Genomic DNA, 24614 nt, shown 5'->3' on the forward strand with positions numbered 1-24614 from the left:
AAGGCCGTCTGAAAATTTTTCAGACGGCCTTTGTTTCATCAAGCCATTATCCGCGGCGTAAAACGGCGGTATTGATGTATTTTTGAATGCCTGATGCAATGGCTTGGGCGCATTGTTGGCGGAATGATTCGCTGCCGAGCAGCCGCTCTTCGGTAGGGTTGGAGAGGAAGGCGGTTTCCACCAAAATGGACGGAACGTCCGGAGCGCGAAGGACGGCAAAGTTGGCTTCGTCAACGCGGCCTTTGTGCAGTTGGTTGAGTTTACCCAATTCGGTCAGCACCAAATGGCCGAGTTTGCGGCTGTCGCGCAGGGTTGCGGTTTGGGTCATGTCCAAAATCGTGTTGTCAACATTGCGGTTGCCACTGGTCTGAATGCCGCCGATGGCGTCGGCGTTGTTTTGAGTTTGGGCCAGGAATTTTGCCGCCGAGCTGGTCGCGCCTTTGGTATTGAGCATGTACACGCCGGTACCGCGTGCGGACGGGCTGGTAAAGGCATCGGCGTGAATGGAAACAAATACGTCGGCATTGCGCGCGCGGCCTTTGGCGACGCGGATGCCCAAGGGAATGAAGATGTCTTCGTTGCGCGTCATGAATACGTTGTAACCCAAGGCTTCGAGGCGTTTTTTGGTTTCGCGTGCGATGGAGAGTACGACGTTTTTCTCTTTGAGGCCGCTCGGTCCGATGGCACCGGGGTCTTCGCCGCCGTGGCCGGGGTCGAGCATGATCACGGGACGGCGGTTGCCGCCGCTGCCGCGATTGCTTTTAGGGGCAGGGGTGTCGTATGCGGTGTTGGTATTGGGACGTTGTTTGGGGACGCTGCCGTTGAGCAGGGCCATCATCGGGTCGTTGGCATCTGCGCCGTGCGGATAGAGGTCGATAACCAAGCGGTTTCTGAAGTTGCCGACGGGGGCGAGCGCAAAGACTTGCGGATGGGTGCTTTGTTTGAGGTCGATGACGATACGCACGGTGCTGGGCGTATTTTGACCGGCGCGGATGCTGCGGATGAAAGGGTCGTCAGACAGCACTTTGCTGGAAATGCCTTGCAGGACGCTGTTGATTTCCGCTCCTTGAATATCCACAACCAACCGGTTGGGGTTGTCCAACATAAAATGTTGGTATTTCATCGAGTGGTTGCTCTCAAGGGTAACGCGTGTGTAGGCGTTCGCCGGCCAAATGCGGACGGCAAGGAATTGCGCAGGAGAGGCCGGTTTGGCCAATGCGGCACCAACGGGCGTGAGGGTGAGAAATAGTCCTGTGCCTTGACGGAGAATGTGTCTTCTAGTTAATTTGACCATGATTCTAAACTTTTTCGGCCTTGGTTTGTGTGGGCGGAAAAGGTGCAGGTTCTGCCCTTATCGGTGTACGTCAATGTAATGGTAATGTCTGCCGGAGGTGTGAATTCCCCGCCTTGCTGCGGCCATTCGATGAGGCAGATGCTGTCGGGCGCAAACAATTCGTCCAAACCGGCATCTTCCCATTCCTCGGGCATAGTAAAGCGGTAGAGGTCGAAATGGTGGAGGGTGAATGTATCCAGCGGATAAGATTCGACAATGGTGTAAGTCGGGCTTTTGACTGCACCAGTATACCCCAGTCCGCGCAAAATCCCGCGTGTCAGCGTGGTTTTGCCTGCACCCAGCCCGCCTTCAAGATAGATGGTCAGCGGAGCGGAAAGCTGCTTGCTCCATTCTTCACCCAGTTTCAGGGTTGCTTCTTCATCGGGCAGAAAACGGGTGTACAGTCCGTTTGAGTGCATGGAATAGGCCTTGTCGTTTAAAAGGCTTAATTATGATGGAATTGGAGGCGTTTGCAAACCTGATAGACGATAAAGTTAGATAAAGATAGTGTTGAGGCCGTCTGAAAACGGAATTCAGACGGCCTTTAATGTTAAAATGAAAATATCCCTCACAAAATTGCGAGACAGCTTATGCCTTTATCCATAGACGAACAATTATTGCCGCACCGCAATGCCATCGACAGCATCGATGCGGAAATCCTCCGTTTGCTCAACGAGCGCGCCGGTCATGCGCATGCTATCGGCGAATTGAAAGGGACAGGCGCGGTGTACCGTCCTGAACGGGAAGTGGCCGTTTTACGCCGGATTCAGGATTTGAACCGCGGCCCTTTGCCTGATGAATCAGTTACTCGACTGTTTCGCGAGATTATGAGCGAATGTTTGGCGGTGGAGCGTCCGCTGACGATTGCCTATTTGGGTCCGAAGGGGACATTTACCCAGCAAGCCGCCATCAAACATTTCGGCCACGCCGCACACACCATGGCGTGTACTACCATCGACAACTGCTTCAAACAGGTCGAAACGCGCCAAGCCGATTATTTAGTGGCGCCGGTGGAAAACTCGACCGAAGGCTCGGTGGGCCGTACTTTGGACTTGCTGGCCGTAACCGCGTTGAAAGCCTGCGGCGAAGTGGTTGTCCGCATTCATCACAACCTGCTGCGTAAAGACAGCCACGAAATCGGCGGCATTACCAAAGTTTTCGCCCATGCCCAAGCCTTGGCGCAATGCAACGACTGGCTCGGCCACAACCTGCCCAATGCCGAGCGTATCGCCGTAGCCAGCAATGCCGAAGCGGCGCGTTTGGTTGCCGAGTCTGACAGCCCGAATGTAGCCGCCATTGCCGGACGTATCGCCGCGGAAATTTATCAGTTGAGCTTTGCCGCCGAGTGTATCGAAGACGAGCCGAACAACACCACGCGCTTCTTGGTGATGGGCCATCAAGACACAGGCCGTAGCGGCAACGACAAAACTTCTTTGGTCGTCTCCGCGCCCAACCGTGCCGGTGCCGTTACTGCTTTGCTGCAACCTTTCACCGAATTAGGCATTTCCATGACCAAATTTGAAAGCCGCCCAAGCAAATCGGTTTTGTGGGAATACCTGTTCTTCATCGACATCGAAGGCCATCAAAGCGATGAAAATGTCCAAAAAGCCTTGCAGCTTTTGGGCGAACGCGCTTCCTTCGTGAAAGTTGTCGGCTCTTATCCGACCGTTGTTTTGTAAGGATTATTGGGTATCAAAGGCCGTCTGAAAAGTTTTCAGACGGCCTAAATTATGTTCTCAATAGTTGCCATTTATGCAACATTATTGGCAGATTGATGTCAGTAAGTTTGCATGATTGGAAATGAACCCTCTATAATCCGAACGTTTTTAATATTTTCATGCAAAGAAAGGAGCAAGTCATGACACGCAATACTTCAATCCGCTCAATCACATTCTTTGCAGCCCAAGCGTCGGTCTGATTTTCGGATAACGCTTTTTGCATTCCATGTCGCCCGCTTCGGGCTGCTTTCCTTACGATTATCGGATAGAAACCAGGCCGTCTGAGCATTTCGCAGACGGTGGATATTTATTGTCATCTGCTGACGGTTTCTATCCGTTTTAAAGAAAGCATAAACACATGGGCAATTATCCCCATCATATTCAAATTATTGCCGATTCAAATACATGGATTGAAGGCAACGCTGTCGCACAGCTTGAAACCACCGCACGATTACCGCATATGTTGCGCGTTGCCGGAATGCCGGATTTACACGCAGGGCGCGGTTATCCGGTTGGCGCGGCATTTTTCAGCGACCGTCATTTTTATCCTGCCCTGATTGGGAACGACATCGGTTGCGGCATGGCGTTTTGGCAGACCGATTTACGCGCAGCCAAACTCAAACCAGCCAAACTCGTCAAACAGCTGGGCAATATCGATACGCCGCTAGACAAGGACGAACAGGTCGATTTATTAGGCGACGCTGTCGATATGCACCAATTTTCAGACGATCTTGCCGTGGGTACGATTGGCGGCGGCAACCATTTTGCCGAGTTGCAAACCGTTGATACCGTTTATCGCGCCGATCTGCTTCCGCCCGATTTCGATGAAAACCATTTGCAACTGTTGGTGCATAGCGGTTCGCGCGGATTGGGCCAGCAGATTTTGCAACGCCATATTGCCACCTTCGGGCATCAAGGTTTGGCGGAAGAGGGCGAAGCGGCGGCAGCCTATCTTGCCGAACACCAAACAGCCCTTGAATTTGCCAGCCTTAACCGCCGTTTGATTGCGGCCAGAATGCTCGACCGTTGGCACGCAGAAGGAACATGCCTGCTTGATGTCCATCATAATTTTTTGGAACAAACCGAGATTGACGGCACAACCGGTTGGCTGCACCGAAAAGGCGCAACGCCCACCGATAAAGGCTTGGTCATAATACCCGGCTCGCGCGGCGATTACAGCTATCTGGTCCGACCTGCTGAAGACTGCCAAATTTCGTTAAATACCTTGGCTCACGGCGCAGGTCGGAAGTGGCAGCGCGGCGAATGCAAAGGCAGGCTGTCGCACAAATATACTGCCGACAGCCTGCGCCAGACCGAATTTGGCAGCGTAGTCGTCTGTCAGGATAAGGCCCTGATTTTTGAAGAAGCGCCACAGGCTTATAAAAGTATTGACAGCGTTATTGCCGCCATGAAAAACGCAGGTTTGATTGAATTGGTCGCGCGGTTCAAGCCTGTTTTGACTTATAAAACCGGCGGCGAGTGTGGAGCGTAAAGATGAAACAGAATACACCAGCGGTTTATCTGCAAATTTCCACCGCGCAAGGGCCGGCAGAGTGCCGCATATTTGCCCGTTTCGTCTTGGCCAAATTGCTTGCCGAAGCTCAAGCAAAAGACATTGATGCCGAACTTGTTACCGAAACCACCGATAAGCACGGCATTTTGTCGGCAACACTCAAATTGGCAGGGCAAAAAGCCGAAAGCCTAGCGCAAACTTGGCAGGGGACGCTCCAATGGGTATGCCCTAGCCCTGTTCGCCCGAAATATCCGCGCAAAAATTGGTACATAGGCGTTTTCCGCTTGCCCGATATGCCGCAGACGTATGAAATGCCGTCTGAAAACGGAATCGAGTTCCAAACCTGCCGTTCAGGTGGCAAGGGTGGGCAACACGTCAATAAAACCGAAAGCACCGTCCGCGCTACCCATAAAGAAAGCGGCATTTCCGTATGGGTCGAGAGCGAACGCAGCCAGCATGCCAATAAAAAATTGGCGGTAATGCTCTTGGCGCAAAAGCTGGCGGAGCATCATGCCGGACAGGCAGGAAATTTTGCGCAGGAGCAGCATGCGCAACTCTATCAAGTTGAGCGCGGTAATCCGAAAAGGACGTTTGTCGGTACTGCTTTTAAGGAGAAGTAATTTGCCTGCCGGGTAAACAGGCATTTAAAACATAAATAAAAGGCCGTCTGAAAACTTTCAGACGGCCTTTTATCGTTTTATCGATTAGCGTTCGCTCAACGCTTGTTTCATACGCGTAATCGGTTTGATCAGGTATTGGAAGATGGTTTTTTCGCCGGTTTTGATATCTACCGTTGCAACCATGCCCGGAATAATCGGCATAGGTTTGCCGTTTTTGTCTTTCAGTGAGTTGTTTTCGGTTTGGACGAGAACACGATAATAGACTTGGTTAGGGTCGAGTTTCAGGTCGTTGGCACGGTTTTGCATGGAATTGCTGACGGTATCGGCGCCGACGAGGGTAACTTTGCCTTCCAAACCGCCGTAGATGGAGTAGTCGTATGCGCTGACTTTAACCAATGCAGGTTGGCCTGCGCGGATAAAGGCGATGTCTTGCGGGCGGATATAGGCTTCGACCAGCAGTTTGTCGTCAACCGGGACGATTTGCATGATGTCTTCGCCTGCGTTCACAACGCCGCCGATGGTGGTGACTTTTATGCCTTTGACGATGCCGCGCATAGGTGCGCGGATTTGCGAGCGTTCAACCGGGTCGGCGCGCATGGCAACGTTTTCTTTGGATTGCGCCAGCTCGGATTCGGCTTGCAAAAGTTCGTTGTTGGCATCGGCTTTGTAGCGGTTGCGGCGCTCGGAAATTTGGGTGGCCAAGTCGGCAGACTCACGGCGCATTCTTAAGAGTTCGACTTCGGAAACCACGCCTTCGGCAACCATGGGGGCGGTAATGGCGATTTCGCGGTCAAGTGCGGCTTTGCTTTGGGAAAGGCCGTTGACGGCGTCGGTCATGGCTTGACGGCGTGCTTTGTAGGCGGCGATTTCGCGACGGCGAAGCTCGGGACCCACGCTGTCAGGAAAGGAGAGCTTGGTGCCGTAGGCCTCGGCTTTAAGGCGGGCAACGGTGGCTTCGAGGTTTTCGACTTTGGCTTCGCTTTCACGCAAAACGGCGGAGCTGCGCGTGTCGTCGAGTTTCATCAGAATCTGATCTTTCTCGACCATATCGCCTTCTTTAACCATGATTTCGGTTACGATGCCGGGGTCGAGGCTTTGAATCACTTGCTCACGGCTGCTGGGAATGATATTGCCGTTGCCGCGGGTCACTTCTTCGACCGGGCTGTTGTAAGCCCAAATAACGAAGACAACCAGGAAAATGAAGAAAAGGATGATGACCCAAAATTGACCGCTGTGTTTTTCTTTTTGAAGGGCGGCGTTGAGGTCATTGATGAGGTGTAGGTCTTTGGATTTGACGTTGTTTTCGCGGCTCATAATCGTGTGTCTTTATTGTGTTTGGTGGATTTTAACCATTAGGGCAGGCCGTCTGAAAGGGTAAGTAGGTTTTCAGACGGCCTTTTGCTTTATTGTGCTGCCGATTGAGGGGCGGCGGCTTGTTGTTGCTGTTTGGCGTTGACAGCTTGTTGCTGTTGTTTGACGTTGGCTGCTTTGGCCTGTTCGTTTTGCATGAGTTTTTGCAATACCAGGTCGCGCGGGCCGTCCATCACGACTTTACCATTGTCCATGACAATGATGCGGTTGACGATTTGCAGCACTTGCGGACGGTGGGTTACCAAAAGCATGGTGCGGTTGCGACCCCATTGGGCGATGGCATTGAGTGCCATACGTTCGGTAGCCTGGTCCAGGCTGGTGGTCGGCTCGTCCAGCAGGACGACTTTCGGATTGCGCAAGGTCATGCGCGCCAGGGCGATGATTTGTTTTTGACCGCCGGACAAGCCCAAGCCGTCTTCACCTAAAGGCATATCCAAACCGCGCGGATGGTTGCGGATGATTTTGTCGAGGCCGAAGCGGTTGAGCGCAATCAGCAGGTCTTGGTCGGTAGAGTAGCTGCCGGTACGCGCTAAGTCCATGTTTTCGCGCAATGTACCGAGGAACAGGCGTGGCGATTGGCTCAGCAGTAGGACTTGGTCGCGCAGGAAGTTGGGGTCAAGCTGGCGCATATCGACGCCGTCAAGGGTAACGTTGCCTTTTTCAGTGTCGTACAGACCGCTGGCCAGTTTGAGCATGGTGCTTTTACCGCTGCCGATACGTCCCAAAATACCGACTTTTTCCCCCGGCTTGATGGTCAGGCGCAAATCTTCGACGGCGCTGTTGTTGTCGGCTTGATATTTGAACGATACGTTTTCAAAGGTAATATTGCCCTGAACGTTGTCCAAAGTAATGTATTTGCGTTCCGGATTGCGCTCGATAGGGCGGGTAACGATGTCGTTTACGCCTTTGAGGGCAAGTTTGGCCTGTTGGAAGCGGGTGGCCAAACCGGCGATTTGTGCCAACGGCGCCAAAGCGCGGCCGGACAGAATCACGGAGGCAATCAATGCACCCATGGTGATGCGTTCCGCATGGTTGTCGGCATGAATCAGATAGGTGCCGACGACGACCAGGAAGACGGTATTGAGCTGCTGCATGGCGACGGCGAAGTTGACCATGAAGTTGCTGGTGTCTTTGACTTTGATGGAAGAAGCGGAAGTTTTGGCGGTGTATTCGTCCCAGCGTTGTTGCGCCCAAGATGTGGCGTTGTTGGTTTTTAGGGTTTCGATGCCTTCGATGGCTTCAACGGCAAGGCCGGAGCGTTGCGAACCTTCTTTCATCGATTCGTTGATGTGGCGAGAGAGCGGGCGTTGTACGACAAAACCGACAATCACGACAATCGGAATGATGGTCAGGGGAACGAGTGCCAGTTTGCCACCGACCATGGAAATTACGAAGATAAACAGCAACAGGAAAGGCAAGTCGACGATGGTCAACAAGCTGGCACTGGTCATGAACTCGCGCACGGCTTCAAATTCGCGCAAATTGCTGGCGTATGAACCGGAAGAAGCGGGACGGTCTGCCAGACGCAATGCCATCACTCGGCGGAATAAAGCGGAGCTGATGATCAGGTCGGCTTTTTTACCGGCAATATCGGTCAAGTGGCCGCGGATCATCTTGGCGGCAAACTCAAACAAAATCGCCAAGACCACGCCGATACTCAATACCCATAAGGTTTCATAGGCTTGGTTGGGAATCACGCGGTCGTACACATTCATCACATACAGGGAGCTGACGAGCGCAAGGAAGTTAATGATGATGGTGGCCAAGATGACTTGGTAGTAGTAGCTGCGGAAACGCCAAATAACTTTCCAAAACCATGCTTTGGGCAAATGGTATTCAGGCAGCTCCGAGCGCATATCGGTAGCCATTTTGGGTTTGATAAACCAGCAGTAGCCCAAATACAGGCCGGAGAGCTGCTCGTGGCTGAGTTCCTGTTCCAAACCGTCAACCTGGCGGATATGGTATTTGCGCTCTTGGCCGGAACCTTCGATTTGGGTGATAACCGCGGCCTCTTCGTTGTGCAGGATAATCATGACCGGCACGGCGAGCGAGGGGATGTCTTCCAGATTGCGTTTGGACAAGGTGTTTTCAAAGCCGTGGCTGCGCAGGACTTCGACCAGTGAGTGATAGTTGACCTTGAGCTTTTTATCGCGTACGACTTCGGCGGACAAAGCGGCTTCGGATACGGGTGCACCTAAAAGGCGGGTCACTAAAACGATGTGTTCAATGATAGCTTTCATATTTTTTCGCGTAATGTTTTTGGTTTAACCGGCGGATATGGCTTTATTTTTGTGCCAAACCGACCCAAGCGGAGATTTTGGCTTGGGTATTTAAATAGTCGAGCGCCGCATCGCGGAAATCGTTGCGGGCGGCGACGTAATCTTGTTCGATGGAAGATAACTCGCTGTATGCGCTCAAAACGTCGGTCAGCGTACGTCGGGCGATTTTAAACTGCAATTCGTACACTTTGATGACTTCTTTTTGGGCGGCGATGTGTTGCGCCGTCAGCGCGGCACGCTGCTCGCTTTCCTGCATATCGATGGCAGACGTTTGGACGCGTTCGTTCATGTCGCGCAGGATTTGTTCGGATTTGGCTTCTGCGGCAATCAATGATTTGGCATTACGCTCTACATTGTGTCGGGCGGCAATATCCAGCACATTCCATGCAACATTTAAATAAAGCTGTTTGGTGTTGCGCGTTGCACTGCCTTCCAAATTGAGGGCAGGCAGCCGTTCGGCTTTGGAGGCGTCCAAGTCGGCACGGACGCTGTCGCGCTCGGCCAACTGCGCCTGATAGGACGGATTATTGTTGCGGTTGGGGCTGCTGAAGCGTTCGCTGATGGATTTTGCCGTGTCGTTTTTAAACGGATCTTCCAAATCGTTGGCAGTCAGTTGGCGCGAGGTGTAGCGGGACAGGCGGCTCAGCGCCAAATCCATGGTGCGGCGTTGTTGGGCAATGATGTTGGCCACTTGTAGTTGGCGCGCGCGCGCTTCAATCAACTCGGAACGGCGGCCGGCATCATATTTGACGATGGTATTTAAGTCTTTTAAGAGGTTGTTGTGGCGCGCCAAAGTCTGCTCGTTAAGAATCAGGGTTTCTTTTGCACGCAATGCGCTCAGATAGAGGCGGCCGATATCGCTTCCCAGCTGCTCTTGGCTTTCGGTGTATTTGTGTTGATAGTATTCTTCGCGGCTGCGGTCGCGGCGGACGGCGGCTTCAATCGCGCCCCATGAATAGATGTTCAGGCTGCCGCGTACGCCGACGCCGTCTTCCATATCGTTGCTGGTGTATTTATTGTGTTGCGCCAGCACTTTCGTGCCGGTCAGGGTAACAACGGGGTAATGGCGCGCACGCGTGGCTTTAGTCGTGCTTTGCGCTGCTTCTTGAGTGGCTTTGGCTTCACGCACAATCGGGTCGCTGATTAAAGCATCCCTGAGGATGTCTTGCAGGCTGTATGCAGAGGCCGTCTGAAACGGCAGCAGACAGCAGGCGACGGCAACGGCCGATGACAATAAACGGGGCTTTGTGGGGAAAGAATAAATATGCGACATGATTTTCAACCAAATGATTTATATATTATCGTTGTCTGTATCGGGTATCGCTTGAGGCATGACCGGGCGAATTTTGAACGAGAACACATACATTTACAAAGCATAAAGCATTTTTTCCGGCTTTTCACAATATTCTGATAAAAGGTCGAGATACAGGCCTCAAAGTATATTATTGCAAAGCGCGACTATCGTAATTTATGGTTTTAATGTAAGAAAACTATCGATAAGGCCGTCTGAAAGGAATTCAGACGGCCTTTTTTCAACCTTAATCCTTACGTTGCAATACAGCGGCAAAGAAGCCGTCGGTTTGGTGTTCTCCGGAGTTGAGGCGCAGGTATTTGCCGGTATCCAAATCGACCTTCAGACTTTGCAGCAGTTCGGCGCAGTTGACGAGTTCAAATTCGGGATGTTCGGACAGGAAACGTTCGACTTGCAGCTCGTTTTCTTCCGGCAACACGCTGCAGGTGGCGTACACCAAGCGGCCTTGCGGTTTCACCAGTTTGGAGGCGGCATTGAGGATGCTGTGTTGCTGTTCCAAAAGGTTGGCCACGGTCTCGGCGGATTGGCGGTATTTGAGGTCGGGGTTGCGGCGTAAAGTACCCAAACCGGAGCAGGGCGCGTCCACCAATACGCGGTCGGCTTTGCCTGCCAGTCGGGCGATACGGGTATCGTGTTCGCTGCTGATGCGTTCGGGGTGGATGTTGGTCAGTCCGGCACGGGTCATGCGCGGTTTGAGGTTGGCAAGGCGTTTTTCGGCGATGTCGAAGGCGTAGATTCTGCCTTTGTTGGCCATTTGTGCGCCGACAGCCAAGGTTTTACCGCCGGCGCCGGCACAGAAATCGACAATGATTTCGCCGCGTTTTGCACCCACCAATAAGGCAAGCAGCTGGCTGCCTTCGTCTTGGACTTCCAGCGTGCCGTCTAAAAACAGTTCGTGTTTGTTAAGCGCGATTTTGTTTTTCAGGCGGATGCCCCAAGGCGAATAAGGCGTTGCCTCTGCATCGACACTTTCAGCCTGCAACAATGGCAATATTTTATCTCGTTTGCCTTTCAAGGTATTGACGCGGATGTCGAGCGGGGCAGGTTGGTTGATGCTGCGGCCGAAGGTGAGGATTTCTTCTTCGCTCCAATGCTGTTGCAGTTGTTCCACCAGCCATTGCGGCAATTCTGCGGCGGTATTTAGGCCGTCTGAAAACTCGGTTTTACGGGCTTTCAAATTGCCGAGGAACGCTGTTTCTTCTTCATCAAGCAGGCCTTTGATTTGGCTGATATTGGTGCTTCTGCCGAGAACCAGCGCGGCAAGAGCGGCTTTGCGCGGCTGCGCGTGCGGACGGCGCAGGGCGGTGCTGATTTTTTGATAGTGGCGCAGCGCGGCAAAGGCGGTTTCGGCGATTTCATGGCGGTCTTGGCGGCCGAGTTTTTTGTGTTCGCGGAAGTAGGCGGAGAGGACGGCATCGGAAGGCTGTTTGAAAGTCAGCATTTCAGCCAAAACTTTTGCGGTATGGTCGAGTTGTGCGGCGTTCATAATGTAATGGGTTTCTCTTAAAGTTAGTAAAGGGTTTCAGACGGCTTTCATGATGCGTTCGATTTCGTGCCAAAAGCCGTCCGGCCGTAATTCCAAAATGGCAATCAAGCCTTGGTTGATACGGCGGATTTCGGTTGCATTCAATGTTTCGGTTTCGGCAACACGCGCAGGTGCAAGATAGGCCATGCGGTCGAGCAAGTGATAACGCGCTTCTTGGCGTTCAAACCCGTATTCCTTCCAATCTTGAATATAGATGCCGCGCCAGCCGTATGGGTTAAGCGGCGGCTCAAAAGCATGGAAACCTTGTGGAAAAAATCCGATGCCGCGCACGATGGAAGTGGGGAGCGGATTTTCAGGCAGACCTTGTGCAACTAAGGTTGCTTTGCCTTGCGGCGTATGCAGCAGCTGGGATTGCTGCACCAGTTTGGCGGCTTTGTCCGTCAGCGTGTCTTTAGTGTTGAGGCCGCGCAGGTTTTGCACTTGGTCTCCGCCGTAGTATTTACACGCCAGCTCGATATGGTAGGGCTGTTGGTTGAGGGAAACGACAAAATCAGCGGCGCCTAAAGTTTGGCCGTCTGAAAAAACGGGCAGATTGTATGCGTGCAGTTTGGCGTGCGGCGCGTTGGCAAACCAAAAAGCCAGCAACTCTTCGGCATAAATGCCGAGACGGTGTCCGAACGGGGCGCGTTGGGCAAGATGTTCCTTTAGCGGAGCGGGATCGGCGTCCAATGCCAAAAGATAGCGGAAACCGTGTTCCCCCAATAGTTCGCGCACGCTCAATTCGCAACCGCTTTGCCACAAAGGCGGCGCAGTCAGCAGCGAGGCGAGGTCGCGGACGGGTTGGCTGGTGAGTTTCCACCATAATGCGTCTAGGGCGTAATTCATGCTTATCCGAATATCAGTCATGCCGTCTGAAAAGCTGGAAATGTTTTCAGACGGCCTTAATCAGTCTTTTTTATGGATACGGTGGCTGACGGTATTGAAAAAACCGCGCAGGATGTCGATGTCTTCGGTTTGTGTATTGGCGCGTCCGAACAGGCTTTGCATTCGGCGCATCAGGCGTTCGCCGTTGCGGCGGTTGAAAAAGCCGATGTCGTTCATCACGCTTTCCATGTGGGCGACCATGCCTTTGATTTGCTCATGGGTCGCGGCGTGGTCTTCCTGTTGCAGATGGGTCATGGGCGAATCGGTTTGGCTGAAGATTTCGTAGCACACGACCTGCACGGCTTGGGCAAGGTTGAGCGAGAAATAGTCGGGGTTGCCGTTGATGGTCATCAGGCGGTTGCAGGCTTGGACTTCTTCGATGCTCAAACCGAACGTTTCGTTACCAAAGACCAGCGCCACTTTCTCGCCGCGGTTGGTGGCCTGCAGTAATTCGGGTACTAACTCGCGCGGGGTTTGCAGCGGTGCAGTAATTTCGCGGCGGCGGCTGGTCAGGGCGCAGGCGATGGTGGTGTCGGCAAGGGCTTCGTCCAAAGAGGCGGCAATGGTGGCATTTTCCAAAACGTCTGCCGCGCCGGAAGCGAGGATGAAACTTTCTTCCGGTAATTTAAACGATTGCGGATGCTCCGGATCGAATACGGGCGGATTTTCCGTCATCGGCGTTGCCATCAGATTGGGGGCGACGATGGTCAGTTTGTGCAGGCCCATTGTTTTCATGGCGCGTGCGGCGGAGCCGATATTGGAAGGATGGCTGGTGCGCGTGAGGATGATGCGGATGTTGTCTAGGTAAGCGGGCAGGGCGGGTTTTTCGGAAGTCATGTTTTGTTTTCTGTTTGTACGGGAATCAGGTATAATGCGCCATCTTTTTGTTTTCAGACGGCCTTTTCCCATGCCGTCTGAAATGTTCTTTAACAGCATCGGAAACGATTAACAGCCTCTTGTGTGCCATGTTCGGCGCATTAGGGCGTATTTTACCTGAATTAGGAAGAAAACCATGAATCCGTTTTTAAATACCGCTTTCAAAGCCGCCCGTAAAGCAGGGCAAATGATGATTCGCGCCGCCGGCAATCTGGATGCCGTCAAAGTAGACAGCAAAGCATTCAACGACTTCGTTTCCGATGTTGACCGCAGCTCCGAGATGATTTTGGTGGAAGCGCTCAAAGAAGCCTATCCGCATCATAAAATCACTTGCGAAGAAGGCGGCTCCCACGGTAAAGCCACCGCCGAGTACGAATGGATTATCGACCCGCTCGACGGCACAACCAACTTCCTCCACGGCCATCCTCAATACGCCATCTCTATGGCACTCCTGCACAAAGGCGTGTTGCAAGAAGCTTTGGTGTACGCACCTGAACGCAACGACGTATACATGGCTTCCCGTGGCAAAGGCGCGTTGCTCAACGACCGCCGCATCCGTGTCTCCAACCGCATCGAATTGAACCGCTGCCTGATCGGCACCGGCTTCCCTGTTGTCGATCAAAGCATGATGGACAAGTATCTGGCAATTTTGAAAGATTTCTTGGCAAAAACCGCCGGCGGCCGTCGTGAAGGCGCGGCTTCTTTGGATTTGTGTGCCGTTGCGGCCGGCCGTTTGGACGGTTTCTTTGAGTTTAATCTCAAACCTTGGGATATTGCCGCCGGTGCATTGATTGTCCAAGAAGCAGGCGGTATCGTTACCGATATGTCCGGCAATGAAGGCTGGCTGGAAAGCGGTGACATCGTTGCGGCCAATCCTAAAGTATTGGCGCAAATGCTGAAAATTATTTTTGACCACCAATAAACGTTTGTAGGGAACGGTCTGTATTTATCTTTGCAGACTAGAGTTTCAATAATCGGTAAAAGGCCGTCTGAAACCTGAAATAGGATTTCAGACGGCCTTTTGTTTTGTTGTTAATGGATTCGGATAAGAGCTGAAAATATGGCTTTTGAAGGAGGCACTTTTTAATTTTGTCTGTATTTTCTATTGCTTCGCAGTTATGATGTAGATACGTTTGGCTGAAATAATGCCGCTTGCAATCATAAAAATAGAAAGCAGAGGAGAATAATGAAACGAGATTTTGAAGCAGTAAAACGCATTGTCATTAAGATTGGAACCAGTTCTTTGGTGTTGCCAAACGGTAAAATCAATTTGGCAAAAATCGACCAACTGGCCTTTGTCATTTCCAGCCTGGTCGGAAAGGGCAAAGAAATTGTGCTGGTGTCTTCCGGCGCGATGGGCTTTGGGCTGAATGTCCTCAATATGGAAAAACGTCCGGCGGACATGGCGCAGCAGCAGGCTGTTTCCAGCGTCGGCCAAGTGGCCATGATGAGCCTTTACTCGCAGATTTTTTCCCATTATCGGATGACGGTATCGCAAATCCTGCTGACGCGCGATGTGGTCGAATATCCGGAAAGTTTGGCAAACGTTACCAATGCTTTTGAATCCCTGCTTTCCATCGGTGTCATCCCTATTGTCAATGAGAATGACGCGGTCAGCGTGGACGAGATGGACCATGCGACCAAGTTTGGCGATAACGACCGTTTGTCGGCAGTCGTGGCGAAAATCGTTAAAGCAGATTTGCTGATTATGTTGTCCGATATTGACGGTTTGTTTGATAAAAATCCGGCCGTTCACGCCGATGCCAAGCTGCGCAGCCATGTTGCCGATATTACCGAAGAAATTATTGCTTCTGCCGGCGGCTCGGGCAGTAAGTTTGGTACGGGCGGTATGCTCAGTAAGATTAAGAGCGCGCAGATGATGTTTGAACATCACGGCCAGATGGTGTTGATGAACAGCGCCAATCCGCGCGATATCCTTCAGGTTTTAGATGGCGCGCCTATCGGAACGTGGTTTGCACAAGAGAAATAGGGAGGTTTGATGAACTATATCGAACAGTTGGGCAAGAATGCTCAAAAAGCCAGTAAAACGTTGATCAGCTTGGGAAGCGTAGAAAAAAACAATCTGCTGCGTCAGGTTGCAACGGCTTTGGTTGAACAGGCTGAGATGATTTTGGCAGAAAATGCCCGCGATTTGGCCGCTGCAAAAGAAAACGGCATTTCGGACATTATGCTCGACAGGCTGCGTTTGAATCACGAACGCATTAAAGGCATTGCGGAAGGCGTTGGGCAGGTTGCCGATTTGCAGGACCCGATTGGGCAGGTTGTCCGCGGCTATACCAATCTGGACGGTTTGAAGATAGTTCAAAAACGCGTGCCTTTGGGTGTGGTCGCCATGATTTTTGAAAGCCGCCCCAATGTTTCGGTCGATGCGTTCTCTCTGGCCTTTAAAACCGGCAATGCCATTATTTTGCGCGGCGGCCGCGATGCCATCCATTCCAATACCGCATTGATTGCCGTGATCAGGCAGACTTTGGTACAAGCGGGAATAGATGCCGATGTAGTGCAGCTGGTTGAAGATACCAGTCATGCCGCTGCCGAGGAATTGATGCAGGCAGTCGATTATATTGATGTGCTGATTCCGCGCGGCGGTGCACGCTTAATTCAGACGGTGAAAGAGAAATCGAAAGTCCCCGTCATTGAAACCGGGGTCGGCAATTGCCATATTTATGTCGATGACAGCGCCGATTTAGAGATGGCGGTCAATATCGTCGTGAACGCCAAAACGCAGCGTCCGAGCGTGTGCAATGCCGCGGAGTCTTTGGTTGTTCATGAAAAGATAGCGGAGGCGTTTTTGCCCAAACTGGAAGAAGCTGTTGCCAAAGTGCATCCGGTCGAATTTAGAGCCGATCAAGAAGCATTGCGTATGTTTAAAAATGCTGTTTTGGCAACCGAGGAAGATTATAGTACCGAGTTTCTTGACTATATTATGTCGGTCAAAATAGTGAAATCAGTGGAAGAAGCCGTCGATTGGATTAACGGCCATACAACGCACCACTCGGAAGCGATTGTGACCCAAAGTATTGCCCATGCCGAGTTTTTCCAAGAAAGCATTGATGCGGCGGCGGTTTATGTCAATGCGTCCACTCGGTTTACCGACGGCTTTGTGTTCGGATTGGGCGCGGAAATCGGGATTTCCACCCAAAAAATGCACGCCCGCGGCCCGATGGGTTTGGAAGCGCTGACTTCGACCAAGTTCTACATCAACGGCAAAGGTCAGATCCGACGTTGATAAACGCCCCTCAACTTCATCAATTTGCGTATAATGGCGGGAAATTTGATTTTCCCCGAACAACCGATTTAGTAAAAAGGAACACACCATGTCCTCTATCCACGATCAAATCAAAGAAGTCGTTACCACACACCGCGTCGTATTGTTCATGAAAGGCACGAAGCAATTCCCGCAATGCGGCTTCTCTTCCCGTGCCGTACAAATCCTCAATGCGGCAGGTTGCACCGACTATGTAACCGTCAATGTATTGGAAAACGATGCCGTACGCCAAGGCATTAAAGAATACAGCGACTGGCCGACCATTCCTCAACTGTACGTCAACGGCGAATTTGTCGGCGGCTCCGACATTTTGATGGAAATGTATGAAGCCGGCGAACTGCAAGAATTGCTGAAAGCTTAAGCATTTTAAATATTCCCGCAATGTAAAATTGTTGACAAAGGCCGTCTGAAACCCTGATTCAGACGGCCTTTCGCATGAATACGCACTTTGCGCGCCATGCGAAAAAAAGTATAATCCCCCTCCATCAACGCAATTCGGAAAATCAACATGAACGTTACCGTTATCAACCACCCTTTAGTCCGCCACAAACTCACGCTGATGCGTGAAGCGGATTGCAGCACTTACAAATTCCGCACGCTTACCACCGAGTTGGCACGTCTGATGGCATATGAGGCCAGCCGTGACTTTGAAATTGAAAAATATATTATTGACGGCTGGTGCGGCTCTATCGAAGGCGACCGCATCAAAGGCAAAACGCTGACCGTCGTCCCGATTTTGCGTGCCGGTTTGGGTATGCTCGACGGCGTACTCGACCTGATTCCGACTGCCAAAATCAGCGTTGTCGGATTGCAGCGCGATGAAGAAACTTTGAAACCGGTTTCTTATTTTGAAAAATTTGTCGACAGCATGGACGAACGTCCCGCGCTGATTATCGACCCAATGTTGGCGACCGGTGGCTCTATGGTTGCCACCATCGACCTTTTGAAAGCCAAAGGTTGCCGCAACATCAAAGCATTGATATTGGTTGCCGCACCGGAAGGCGTGAAAGCCGTCAACGAGGCGCATCCTGATGTAACCATCTACACTGCCGCACTCGACAGCCACTTGAACGAACACGGCTACATCATCCCCGGTTTGGGCGATGCCGGCGATAAGATTTTCGGTACACGTTAATTGAAATGTTTAAGGCCGTCTGAAAAGTGTCAAACCTAAACTTTCAGACGGCCTTATTATATGGTTTGCTTTAAAACCCACATCAGAAAGGACAATCATGAGCTTCCAAGATAATCTTGCCGCCATGCCTGCCATCGATCATTTGAGCGGCTTGGATATTCTCGACAAAGAGGGCAATGTGGTTCATCACATTCCCAATGCACCTGGCAAACAAGGCTCGCTCAAGCTTTACCATGCTTTGGCGCAAGAGTTTGACGGTAAACTTGACGCAGCGGCGGCAGAACGCGGCCTGGCATGGTTTGCCGAACATGTTGCCGATGCCGAAGCCAATCCGGGCAAACATCCGAATATTGATTTGCTGTTTAAAGTGAAAGCTGAAAATGCCAGCCTGACTTTGAAACCATTGGCTGCTTAATGAATACAAAAAAGGCCGTCTGAAAACAATTTTCAGACGGCCTTTTTATATGCTTAAAACCTTAAGCGATAGAAGCTTCAACGAATGCAGTCAGTTGGCCTTTAGCCAATGCGCCGACTTTAGTGGCAACGTTTTCGCCGTTTTTGAACACCATCAGGGTAGGGATGCCGCGAACGCCGAATTTGGCAGGAGTGGCTTCATTGTCGTCGATGTTGATTTTAACGACTTTCAGACGACCTTGGAATTCGGAGGCAATGTCGTCCAAGATTGGGGCGATCATTTTGCAAGGGCCGCACCATGGTGCCCAGAAGTCCAGCAATACAGGTACGTCGGATTTCAAAACGTCTTGTTCAAAGCTGGCATCGCTGGCGTGGATAATCAATTCGCTGCTCATGTTTGTTTCCTTTTGAATGGGGATCGATAAATATGTTGTTCAGGATAGTGGCAGACTGGGAAAATTTCAAGTGCTGCCACTCGGTAATAGTTTTTTTGAAATGCGTCTATCGTAATCCTTAAAGATTCAGACGGCCTCTTGGACCATGTGGCCGGAGTGGGCAATCAAATGGCGCGTGTAGTCGCTGCTTGGATTGGCAAATACGTTTTCACATTCGCCTTCTTCAACGATTTTGCCGTCTTTCAACACCATCACACGGTGGGAAATGGCGCGGATGACGGCGAGGTCGTGGCTGATGATGATGAAGGCGAGGCCGTATTCTTTTTGCAGGCCGCTGAGCAATTCAAGGATTTGTTGTTGCCATTGGACATCGAGCGCGCTGGTTGGTTCGTCCAATACGAGGATTTTCGGGCGGACAATGATGGCGCGGGCGATGGCGAGGCGTTGGCGTTGGCCGCCGGAGAAGGCATGCGGATAGCGTTCGAGTGCGTCTTCGGGCAGGCCGACTTGTTTGAGGACTTCTTCGACGCGGCGGCGCATTTCTTCGCGTGGCATTTCAGGTTCGTGCACGCGTAAGGCTTCGGAAACGGTATCAAAGACGTTCATGCGCGGATTGAATGCGCCGAACGGGTCTTGGAACACCATTTGGATTTCGCGTCTCAATTCGCGTTTCCATGGCTCGCCGTTGACAATCAGACTGCCTTCGGAGTCGATAAGGTGCATAACGGCTTTGGCCAGCGTGGTTTTGCCGCTGCCGCTTTCGCCGATGATACCCAATGTTTCGCCAGATTTAAGGTCGAAAGAAATGGGGTTGAGGATGGTTTTGTCGCGTTTTTTAAACCAACCGTCCGACTCTTTGACGGAAAAGGCGACGTGTTCGGCCTTAAGTACGGTGGCCGGGTTTTCAGGCAAGGGGGCGACGCGGCGTGTTGTGCCGGCATTGAGCAGCATTTTGGTGTATTCGTGTTGCGGATTGGCGAAGACTTCGGCTGCTTTGCCGGCTTCAAGGATGCGGCCGTTACGCATAACGGCGATGTCGTCGGCAAAACGGCGCACGAGGTTTAAGTCGTGCGTAATGTAGAGCATGGTCATGCCGTGGTCTTCCTGCAGGCGCGAGAGCAGGTCGAGAATTTGGGCTTGGACGGCAACGTCCAAAGCAGTGGTCGGTTCGTCGGCAATCAGGAGCTTGGGTTGGGCGGATACGGCCATGGCAATCATGGCACGCTGGCGTTGGCCGCCGGAAAGTTGGAACGGATAAGCCTGGGCTTTTTGCTCGGGCTGGTGGATGCCGGTTTCGTCTAGGAGTTCGATGGCGCGCGCCCATGCCTGTTTTTTATCCAAACCCAAATGCAGGGTTAGGACTTCGGCGATTTGTTCGCCGACGCGCATCACGGGGTTGAGGGCGGTCATGGGTTCTTGAAACACCATGCCGATTTCGCAGCCGCGCAGCTTTTGCAGGGCGCGTTCGGGCTGGGTCAGCAGATCGGTTCCGCAATATTTCAGACTGCCTTCAAAGCTAACCATCGGGTTGAGGCGCATGATGCCTTGTGACAATACGGTTTTGCCGCTGCCGCTCTCGCCGACCAATGCCAGTTTGCGGCCGGGTTGCAAGGTCAGGTTGATATCGTGTAGGACTTGCTTGCTCGGAAAGGAGCCGTTTAGGTTTTCGATTTCGAGTATAGGTGTCGTCATGGTCGTGGCCGTCTGAAAAGGTTTGTGGAATACAGGTTGTTTTCAGACGGCCTGCATGAATCAAGAGGCCGTCTGAAACAGCGGTTTAGTCTTGAAACTGTTCTTTGAGTTTGCGTTTTAACACTTTGCCGGTGGCATTGCGCGGCAGCTCGTCTTGGAAGATGATTTGTTTGGGGATTTTAAAGTTTGCCAGCAGGCCGCGCAGGTGGCTGCGGACTTCGGCTTCTTCCAGCTTCATGCCTTCTTTGAGTTGGATAAAGGCAATGATTTCTTCATCGGCGTATTGGTCTTTCACACCGATGACGGCGGCGGCTTCCACGGCATCGAGTTTGTAAATGGCTTCTTCGATTTCTCGCGGATAGACGTTTTGGCCTTTGGAGATAATCAGGTCTTTTTTGCGGTCGACGATGAAGATGAAGCCGTCTTCGTCTATGGTGACGAAGTCGCCGGTTTTCAGCCAACCGTTTACGATGGTTTCATCTGTGGCGTCAGGCATATTGAGGTAGCCTTGCATGACCGAGCCGCCTTTGATGATGAGTTCGCCCACTTCGCCGCGTGGCACTTCGACCAATTCGTCATCGACGGCTTTCACGGTCAGGCCGGGCAGGGCAACGCCGACGCTGGCGGTTTTTTGGCGTTCGGGCGTATTGACGGCCACGACGGGCGAGCATTCGCTCAAGCCGTAGCCTTCCAGCAATTTGGCACGCGGGAATTTGGCTTTGAAGTCGTCAATGGTTTGTCCGGCCAAAGGCGCGCCGCCGCTGATAAACAGACGGACGCGGTTGAACCATCTGAAATACCAAGGGATTTTGGCTTTGCTCATGGCAGTGTAAATAGCCGGTACGCCGAGGAAAATGGTAGCGCGTTTGAGTAAAACCTGTTTCAACACGTTGGAGAACGGGAAGACGGATTTGACCAAAATAATCGAGCAGGCCTGATATATCGGCAGCAAAACCATGGCGGTCAGCGTAAAGCTGTGGAACATGGGCAAGAAGACGACGAAGCGGTCTTTTTGCGAAATTTGGAAAATTTGTTCGACGCCCGAAAGGTTGGAAAACAGATTGCTGTAACTGATTAATGCGCCTTTGGGATGGCCGGTTGTGCCGGAGGTGTAGATAATGTGCGCCAAATCGTTGACGGACGGCTGACGGCTCAGATTCGGCTTGCCGGGGAATGTACGCGCGGCATCGAAATAGCTGTCTTCGCCACTGGCGGCTTTGGTTTCGCCAATCCAGATGATTTTACGGACTTTGGTTTTGGCTTTGATGTTTTTGAGTTCTTTGGCCAACGGCGCGGAGGCGAACATAAAGCGTGCGTCGCAGTCATTGAGGATGTAAGAGAACTCTTCGCTTTTCAAAAAGACGTTGAGTGGGACGGCTACCGCACCGATGGAAGTAATGGCGAAATAGGCGGTAATAAATTCGGGAGAGTTGGAAACGACAAGGGCGACCTTGTCACCATATTGTACGCCTTCATGTTGCAGATAGGCGGCGACGGTTTCTACTTCGTGTTTGAGGGAGGAATAGCTGATTTTTTCTTTATCGTTGAAAATGACCGTGCCTTTACCGTTTTTTTGGCAGGCGGCTGTCAACATGGCGTAAAAATTAGAGTGGGTGTGCATTTCGGAGTTCGTGTCCATATTGTGTCGATGGGTGTACGGTTTCGATGAGCCGTTTATTTCGAAGGATAGGTTTTACATCCTATCGGTAAAATAAGCAAGAGGCCGTCTGAAAATACTTTCAGACGACCTCTTGCTTTGTCGGGCTTAGGAAAGCAATATTTTGAATTTAAACTTATTTATTGTGTTGATGGGAAAATTCCCATTCTTCAAAAGGCTGGCCGTTCGGAAGATAGCGCAAGCCGATTGTGTTTCTGTCTCGGGTCATTTCGAGTTTACCGTTGAGTTTGAGGCAGGATCTAGATGACAGGTAGGCAGAGCCGATGGTAGAGGCTTTAGACCTAGCCGTTGTTCAGACGGCCATCGGGTACTTTCTTAAACAGGCGATAGAAATTGTCGCTGGTGTTTTGTGCCAATGTTTCCAAGCTCTCGCCGCGCAGATTGGCTACGAATTCGGCTGTATAGCGGACGTAGGAAGGCTCGTTTTGTTTGCCGCGTTTGGGAACCGGCGCGAGGAAGGGGGCATCGGTTTCTACTAAGATTCTATCGGCAGGGACGTATTTGGCGGCTTCCTGTATCAACGGTGCGTTTTTAAACGTCACAATACCGGAGAAGGAAATGTATAAGCCCAAATCTAAAGCGGCTTTGGCGAAGGCAACGTCTTCGGAGAAGCAGTGAATTACGCCGGAGTTGGTATGGCACTCTTTCAAAATCCGCAATGTGTCTTCGGCCGCATCGCGCGTGTGGACGATAACGGGCAGGCTGCTTTCGTTGGCGGCTTGGATGTGGTCGGCAAAACGTTGATGCTGCCATGACAAATCGCCTTTGCACCAGTAATAGTCCAAACCGGTTTCGCCGATGCCGACGATTTTGGGATGTTTGGCCGCTTCTACCATTTCGGCAACGGTAAATTCTTCCGCTTCTTGGCTGTCGGGATGTATGCCGATGGTGCAGTAAATGTGGTCGTGCGCCTGGGCAATGTCGAAGACTTCGGCAAAACTTTGTTTGCTGACGCTGATGGCAAGCGCTTGTTTGACGCTTTGCGCTTCCATATTGGCAAAGACTTCGGGCAGGCGGTCTTTTAGGCCGTCAAAGTTGAGATGGCAATGTGAATCGATTAAATGCATGGTATTACAGGGTAAAAGTAGTACGGTCGCTGCGCAGGCGCGGACCGAGCTCGGCTTCGATCAGGTTTTTTGCCTGCTGGCAGCTTTCGTGTTCGGAAAAGGCAAGGCCTACGCCTTTGGGGCGGTGGGCCGAGGTGCGCGCGGGATTGATCCAAACGACTTTGGTTGGCAGGAAGCGTTTGGGATAGTCGGCGATTTCGACGGCCAAGAGGATGTCTTCGCCTAGGGAGAATACGTCATCGGTCGGCACGAACAGGCCGCCGTGTTCTAAAAACGGCATATAGCAGTTGTACAACAGATTGGGGTCTTTGAGTTGCAAAGCCAACATCTTCGCCGGAATGTCTTTTTTATTCATCATTTATTACCTGTTAGGGTTTGTTTTGCCAAAAATCTAAATATTCGATAAGCAGATACTCAAGTTGCATTTTAACACTCAAGGTATGGTATCCGTAAGGGTTGAGCGCGTTCAGACGGCCCAATAGGGCAAACAGCCTGCGTGAATCGGTTTTGGAGGCCGTCTGAAGCAGGGCTTGGGCATGGTGCGGATAATAAAGCGGCGCCATGCTTTGTTGTGCCAAGCCGACATCCGTCAGCCACTTTTGCAGCCAGTCGATGAAAACGGCCAGCGGTTGCTTTTGTTTGTCGAACGCGGCGGCGTAGTCGAGTATGGCCAACAGGCGCGGGGCAGCCAGCAGCGTCAGCAACTCTTCACGCAATGCGTCCAATTCGGGAGTCGGTGTGAATAAAGGCGCGCCGCTGTGGAATGCCAACAAGGCTTCGGCATTTTCCACGCCCTGTTGGCGCAGGTATGCTGCAGCTTGTTCATGGGTCGGCGAGGGCAGCACCATCTGGCGGCAACGGCTTTTGATGGTGGGCAGGAGTTTGTCGCGCGCGTGGGTAACGAGCAGGAAAACAACGTGTTGCGGCGGCTCTTCCAAAGCTTTCAACAAACCGTTTGCCGCCTGTGTATTCATACTTTCCGCCGGATGTACCAATACCACGCGCAGGCCGCCACGGACAGCGGTCAGGTAAATGTTTTCCACAATATCGCGCACGGCATCGATTTTGATTTGCAGGAGTTTGCGTCCTGTTGCCTCGCCTTCGGGAATTTCCGGCGTGAGTTCGTAAAAGTCGGGATGTGTGTTTTGGCTGAACAAATGGCACGAAGCGCACTCACCGCAGGGTTCATGACCGGACTTGGGCGATTCGCACAGCAATGCCTGCGCGACAAAGCGGGCAAACTCGGTTTTGCCGGTATTTTCTTTGCCGGTAAACAGCCAAGCGTTGGGACGGTTTTGCCAATGGGCGGCGAGCTGTTGCCATTGGGTTTCATGCCATGGATAAATCATATCGTTTGGGAACTATAAGGTAGGTGGTTATTATACGCTCAGGCCGTCTGAAAAAGTTTTCAGACGGCCTTTTATTAACTGCCTAAAAATTAATCAAATATCGTTTTGTTTTGAAATATCAAACATTAAGCAGACTTATTCACAGCCTTTACACACGCTTGTT

The 24614-nt window shown here is 51.8% G+C and carries 23 protein-coding genes; 9 read left to right on the forward strand and 14 right to left on the reverse strand.

Translation table 11 applies throughout. The annotated features are described in order from the left end of the window. Window positions 1-46 precede the first annotated feature (46 nt). Complete coding sequence (locus HMPREF2711_RS10215; RefSeq protein ID WP_003746018.1) at window positions 47-1294, reverse strand: N-acetylmuramoyl-L-alanine amidase; 1248 nt, start codon at window positions 1292-1294, stop codon at window positions 47-49. After that, window positions 1282-1752 carry a tRNA (adenosine(37)-N6)-threonylcarbamoyltransferase complex ATPase subunit type 1 TsaE gene (gene tsaE / locus HMPREF2711_RS10220; RefSeq protein WP_003746020.1) on the reverse strand — a complete coding sequence of 157 codons (471 nt, stop codon included), beginning with the start codon at window positions 1750-1752 and terminating at the stop codon, window positions 1282-1284. Before tsaE ends, HMPREF2711_RS10215 begins: the two co-directional genes overlap by 13 nt. A gap of 171 nt (window positions 1753-1923) precedes the next feature. Between tsaE and pheA the strand changes: the two genes are divergently transcribed. From pheA to prfH, 3 genes are all read left to right on the forward strand, one after another. Then, complete coding sequence (gene pheA / locus HMPREF2711_RS10225; RefSeq protein ID WP_070616159.1) at window positions 1924-3012, forward strand: prephenate dehydratase; 1089 nt, start codon at window positions 1924-1926, stop codon at window positions 3010-3012. A gap of 397 nt (window positions 3013-3409) precedes the next feature. Continuing rightward, window positions 3410-4543, forward strand: a complete 1134-nt coding sequence (locus HMPREF2711_RS10230) for an RNA ligase RtcB family protein (RefSeq protein WP_070616161.1) — start codon at window positions 3410-3412, stop codon at window positions 4541-4543. Between the two features lie 2 nt (window positions 4544-4545). Further along, window positions 4546-5184 carry a peptide chain release factor H gene (gene prfH / locus HMPREF2711_RS10235; RefSeq protein WP_070616163.1) on the forward strand — a complete coding sequence of 213 codons (639 nt, stop codon included), beginning with the start codon at window positions 4546-4548 and terminating at the stop codon, window positions 5182-5184. An 84-nt stretch (window positions 5185-5268) separates the two neighbouring features. Here prfH and HMPREF2711_RS10240 read toward each other — a convergent pair whose 3' ends face one another. From HMPREF2711_RS10240 to HMPREF2711_RS10265, 6 genes are all read right to left on the reverse strand, one after another. Then, on the reverse strand, window positions 5269-6498 hold the full coding sequence (locus tag HMPREF2711_RS10240; protein WP_070616165.1) for an HlyD family type I secretion periplasmic adaptor subunit: 1230 nt from the start codon (window positions 6496-6498) through the stop codon (window positions 5269-5271). 89 nt (window positions 6499-6587) lie between these two features. After that, complete coding sequence (locus HMPREF2711_RS10245; protein WP_003746030.1) at window positions 6588-8795, reverse strand: type I secretion system permease/ATPase; 2208 nt, start codon at window positions 8793-8795, stop codon at window positions 6588-6590. 43 nt (window positions 8796-8838) lie between these two features. Continuing rightward, window positions 8839-10068 carry a TolC family protein gene (locus tag HMPREF2711_RS10250; protein WP_003746032.1) on the reverse strand — a complete coding sequence of 410 codons (1230 nt, stop codon included), beginning with the start codon at window positions 10066-10068 and terminating at the stop codon, window positions 8839-8841. Between the two features lie 304 nt (window positions 10069-10372). Continuing rightward, window positions 10373-11632, reverse strand: coding sequence for an RsmB/NOP family class I SAM-dependent RNA methyltransferase (locus HMPREF2711_RS10255; protein ID WP_070616167.1), 1260 nt, complete (start codon window positions 11630-11632; stop codon window positions 10373-10375). Window positions 11633-11668: 36 nt separating this feature from the next. Further along, window positions 11669-12538, reverse strand: a complete 870-nt coding sequence (locus HMPREF2711_RS10260) for a DUF1853 family protein (protein WP_070616169.1) — start codon at window positions 12536-12538, stop codon at window positions 11669-11671. Between the two features lie 39 nt (window positions 12539-12577). Then, window positions 12578-13393, reverse strand: coding sequence for an RNA methyltransferase (locus HMPREF2711_RS10265; RefSeq protein ID WP_003746040.1), 816 nt, complete (start codon window positions 13391-13393; stop codon window positions 12578-12580). 175 nt (window positions 13394-13568) lie between these two features. Here HMPREF2711_RS10265 and HMPREF2711_RS10270 point away from each other — a divergent pair, with 175 nt between their 5' ends. The 6 genes from HMPREF2711_RS10270 to HMPREF2711_RS10295 all read left to right on the forward strand — a co-directional run bounded on the left by HMPREF2711_RS10270 (window position 13569) and on the right by HMPREF2711_RS10295 (window position 18271). Next, complete coding sequence (locus HMPREF2711_RS10270) at window positions 13569-14354, forward strand: inositol monophosphatase family protein (protein ID WP_003746042.1); 786 nt, start codon at window positions 13569-13571, stop codon at window positions 14352-14354. 264 nt (window positions 14355-14618) lie between these two features. Further along, a complete protein-coding gene (proB, locus tag HMPREF2711_RS10275) occupies window positions 14619-15422 on the forward strand; it encodes a glutamate 5-kinase (RefSeq protein ID WP_003746044.1) in 804 nt (267 codons plus the stop codon). 6 nt (window positions 15423-15428) lie between these two features. Beyond that, a complete protein-coding gene (locus tag HMPREF2711_RS10280; protein WP_269208295.1) occupies window positions 15429-16682 on the forward strand; it encodes a glutamate-5-semialdehyde dehydrogenase in 1254 nt (417 codons plus the stop codon). A gap of 88 nt (window positions 16683-16770) precedes the next feature. Continuing rightward, on the forward strand, window positions 16771-17082 hold the full coding sequence (grxD, locus tag HMPREF2711_RS10285) for a Grx4 family monothiol glutaredoxin (RefSeq protein ID WP_003681608.1): 312 nt from the start codon (window positions 16771-16773) through the stop codon (window positions 17080-17082). A 147-nt stretch (window positions 17083-17229) separates the two neighbouring features. Next, window positions 17230-17856, forward strand: a complete 627-nt coding sequence (gene upp / locus HMPREF2711_RS10290; protein WP_070616171.1) for a uracil phosphoribosyltransferase — start codon at window positions 17230-17232, stop codon at window positions 17854-17856. Between the two features lie 97 nt (window positions 17857-17953). Then, window positions 17954-18271, forward strand: a complete 318-nt coding sequence (locus tag HMPREF2711_RS10295; RefSeq protein ID WP_003746050.1) for a DUF2322 family protein — start codon at window positions 17954-17956, stop codon at window positions 18269-18271. Between the two features lie 61 nt (window positions 18272-18332). Here HMPREF2711_RS10295 and trxA read toward each other — a convergent pair whose 3' ends face one another. From trxA to HMPREF2711_RS10325, 6 genes are all read right to left on the reverse strand, one after another. Then, a complete protein-coding gene (gene trxA / locus HMPREF2711_RS10300; RefSeq protein WP_003681479.1) occupies window positions 18333-18665 on the reverse strand; it encodes a thioredoxin TrxA in 333 nt (110 codons plus the stop codon). 126 nt (window positions 18666-18791) lie between these two features. Next, window positions 18792-20357 (reverse strand): ABC transporter ATP-binding protein, encoded by a 1566-nt coding sequence (locus tag HMPREF2711_RS10305; RefSeq protein ID WP_003746052.1) that lies wholly within the window; start codon window positions 20355-20357, stop codon window positions 18792-18794. Window positions 20358-20442: 85 nt separating this feature from the next. Next, window positions 20443-21996, reverse strand: a complete 1554-nt coding sequence (locus HMPREF2711_RS10310) for a fatty acid--CoA ligase (protein ID WP_036493564.1) — start codon at window positions 21994-21996, stop codon at window positions 20443-20445. Window positions 21997-22316: 320 nt separating this feature from the next. Continuing rightward, on the reverse strand, window positions 22317-23102 hold the full coding sequence (locus tag HMPREF2711_RS10315; RefSeq protein ID WP_003746056.1) for a TatD family hydrolase: 786 nt from the start codon (window positions 23100-23102) through the stop codon (window positions 22317-22319). Between the two features lie 4 nt (window positions 23103-23106). Further along, window positions 23107-23460 carry a PilZ domain-containing protein gene (locus HMPREF2711_RS10320; protein WP_003746058.1) on the reverse strand — a complete coding sequence of 118 codons (354 nt, stop codon included), beginning with the start codon at window positions 23458-23460 and terminating at the stop codon, window positions 23107-23109. Between the two features lie 10 nt (window positions 23461-23470). Then, window positions 23471-24451, reverse strand: a complete 981-nt coding sequence (locus HMPREF2711_RS10325; protein ID WP_003746059.1) for a DNA polymerase III subunit delta' — start codon at window positions 24449-24451, stop codon at window positions 23471-23473. Between the last annotated feature and the right edge of the window lie 163 nt (window positions 24452-24614).

This window comes from Neisseria sp. HMSC070A01, assembly GCF_001810165.1.
Taxonomy (GTDB): Bacteria; Pseudomonadota; Gammaproteobacteria; order Burkholderiales; family Neisseriaceae; genus Neisseria.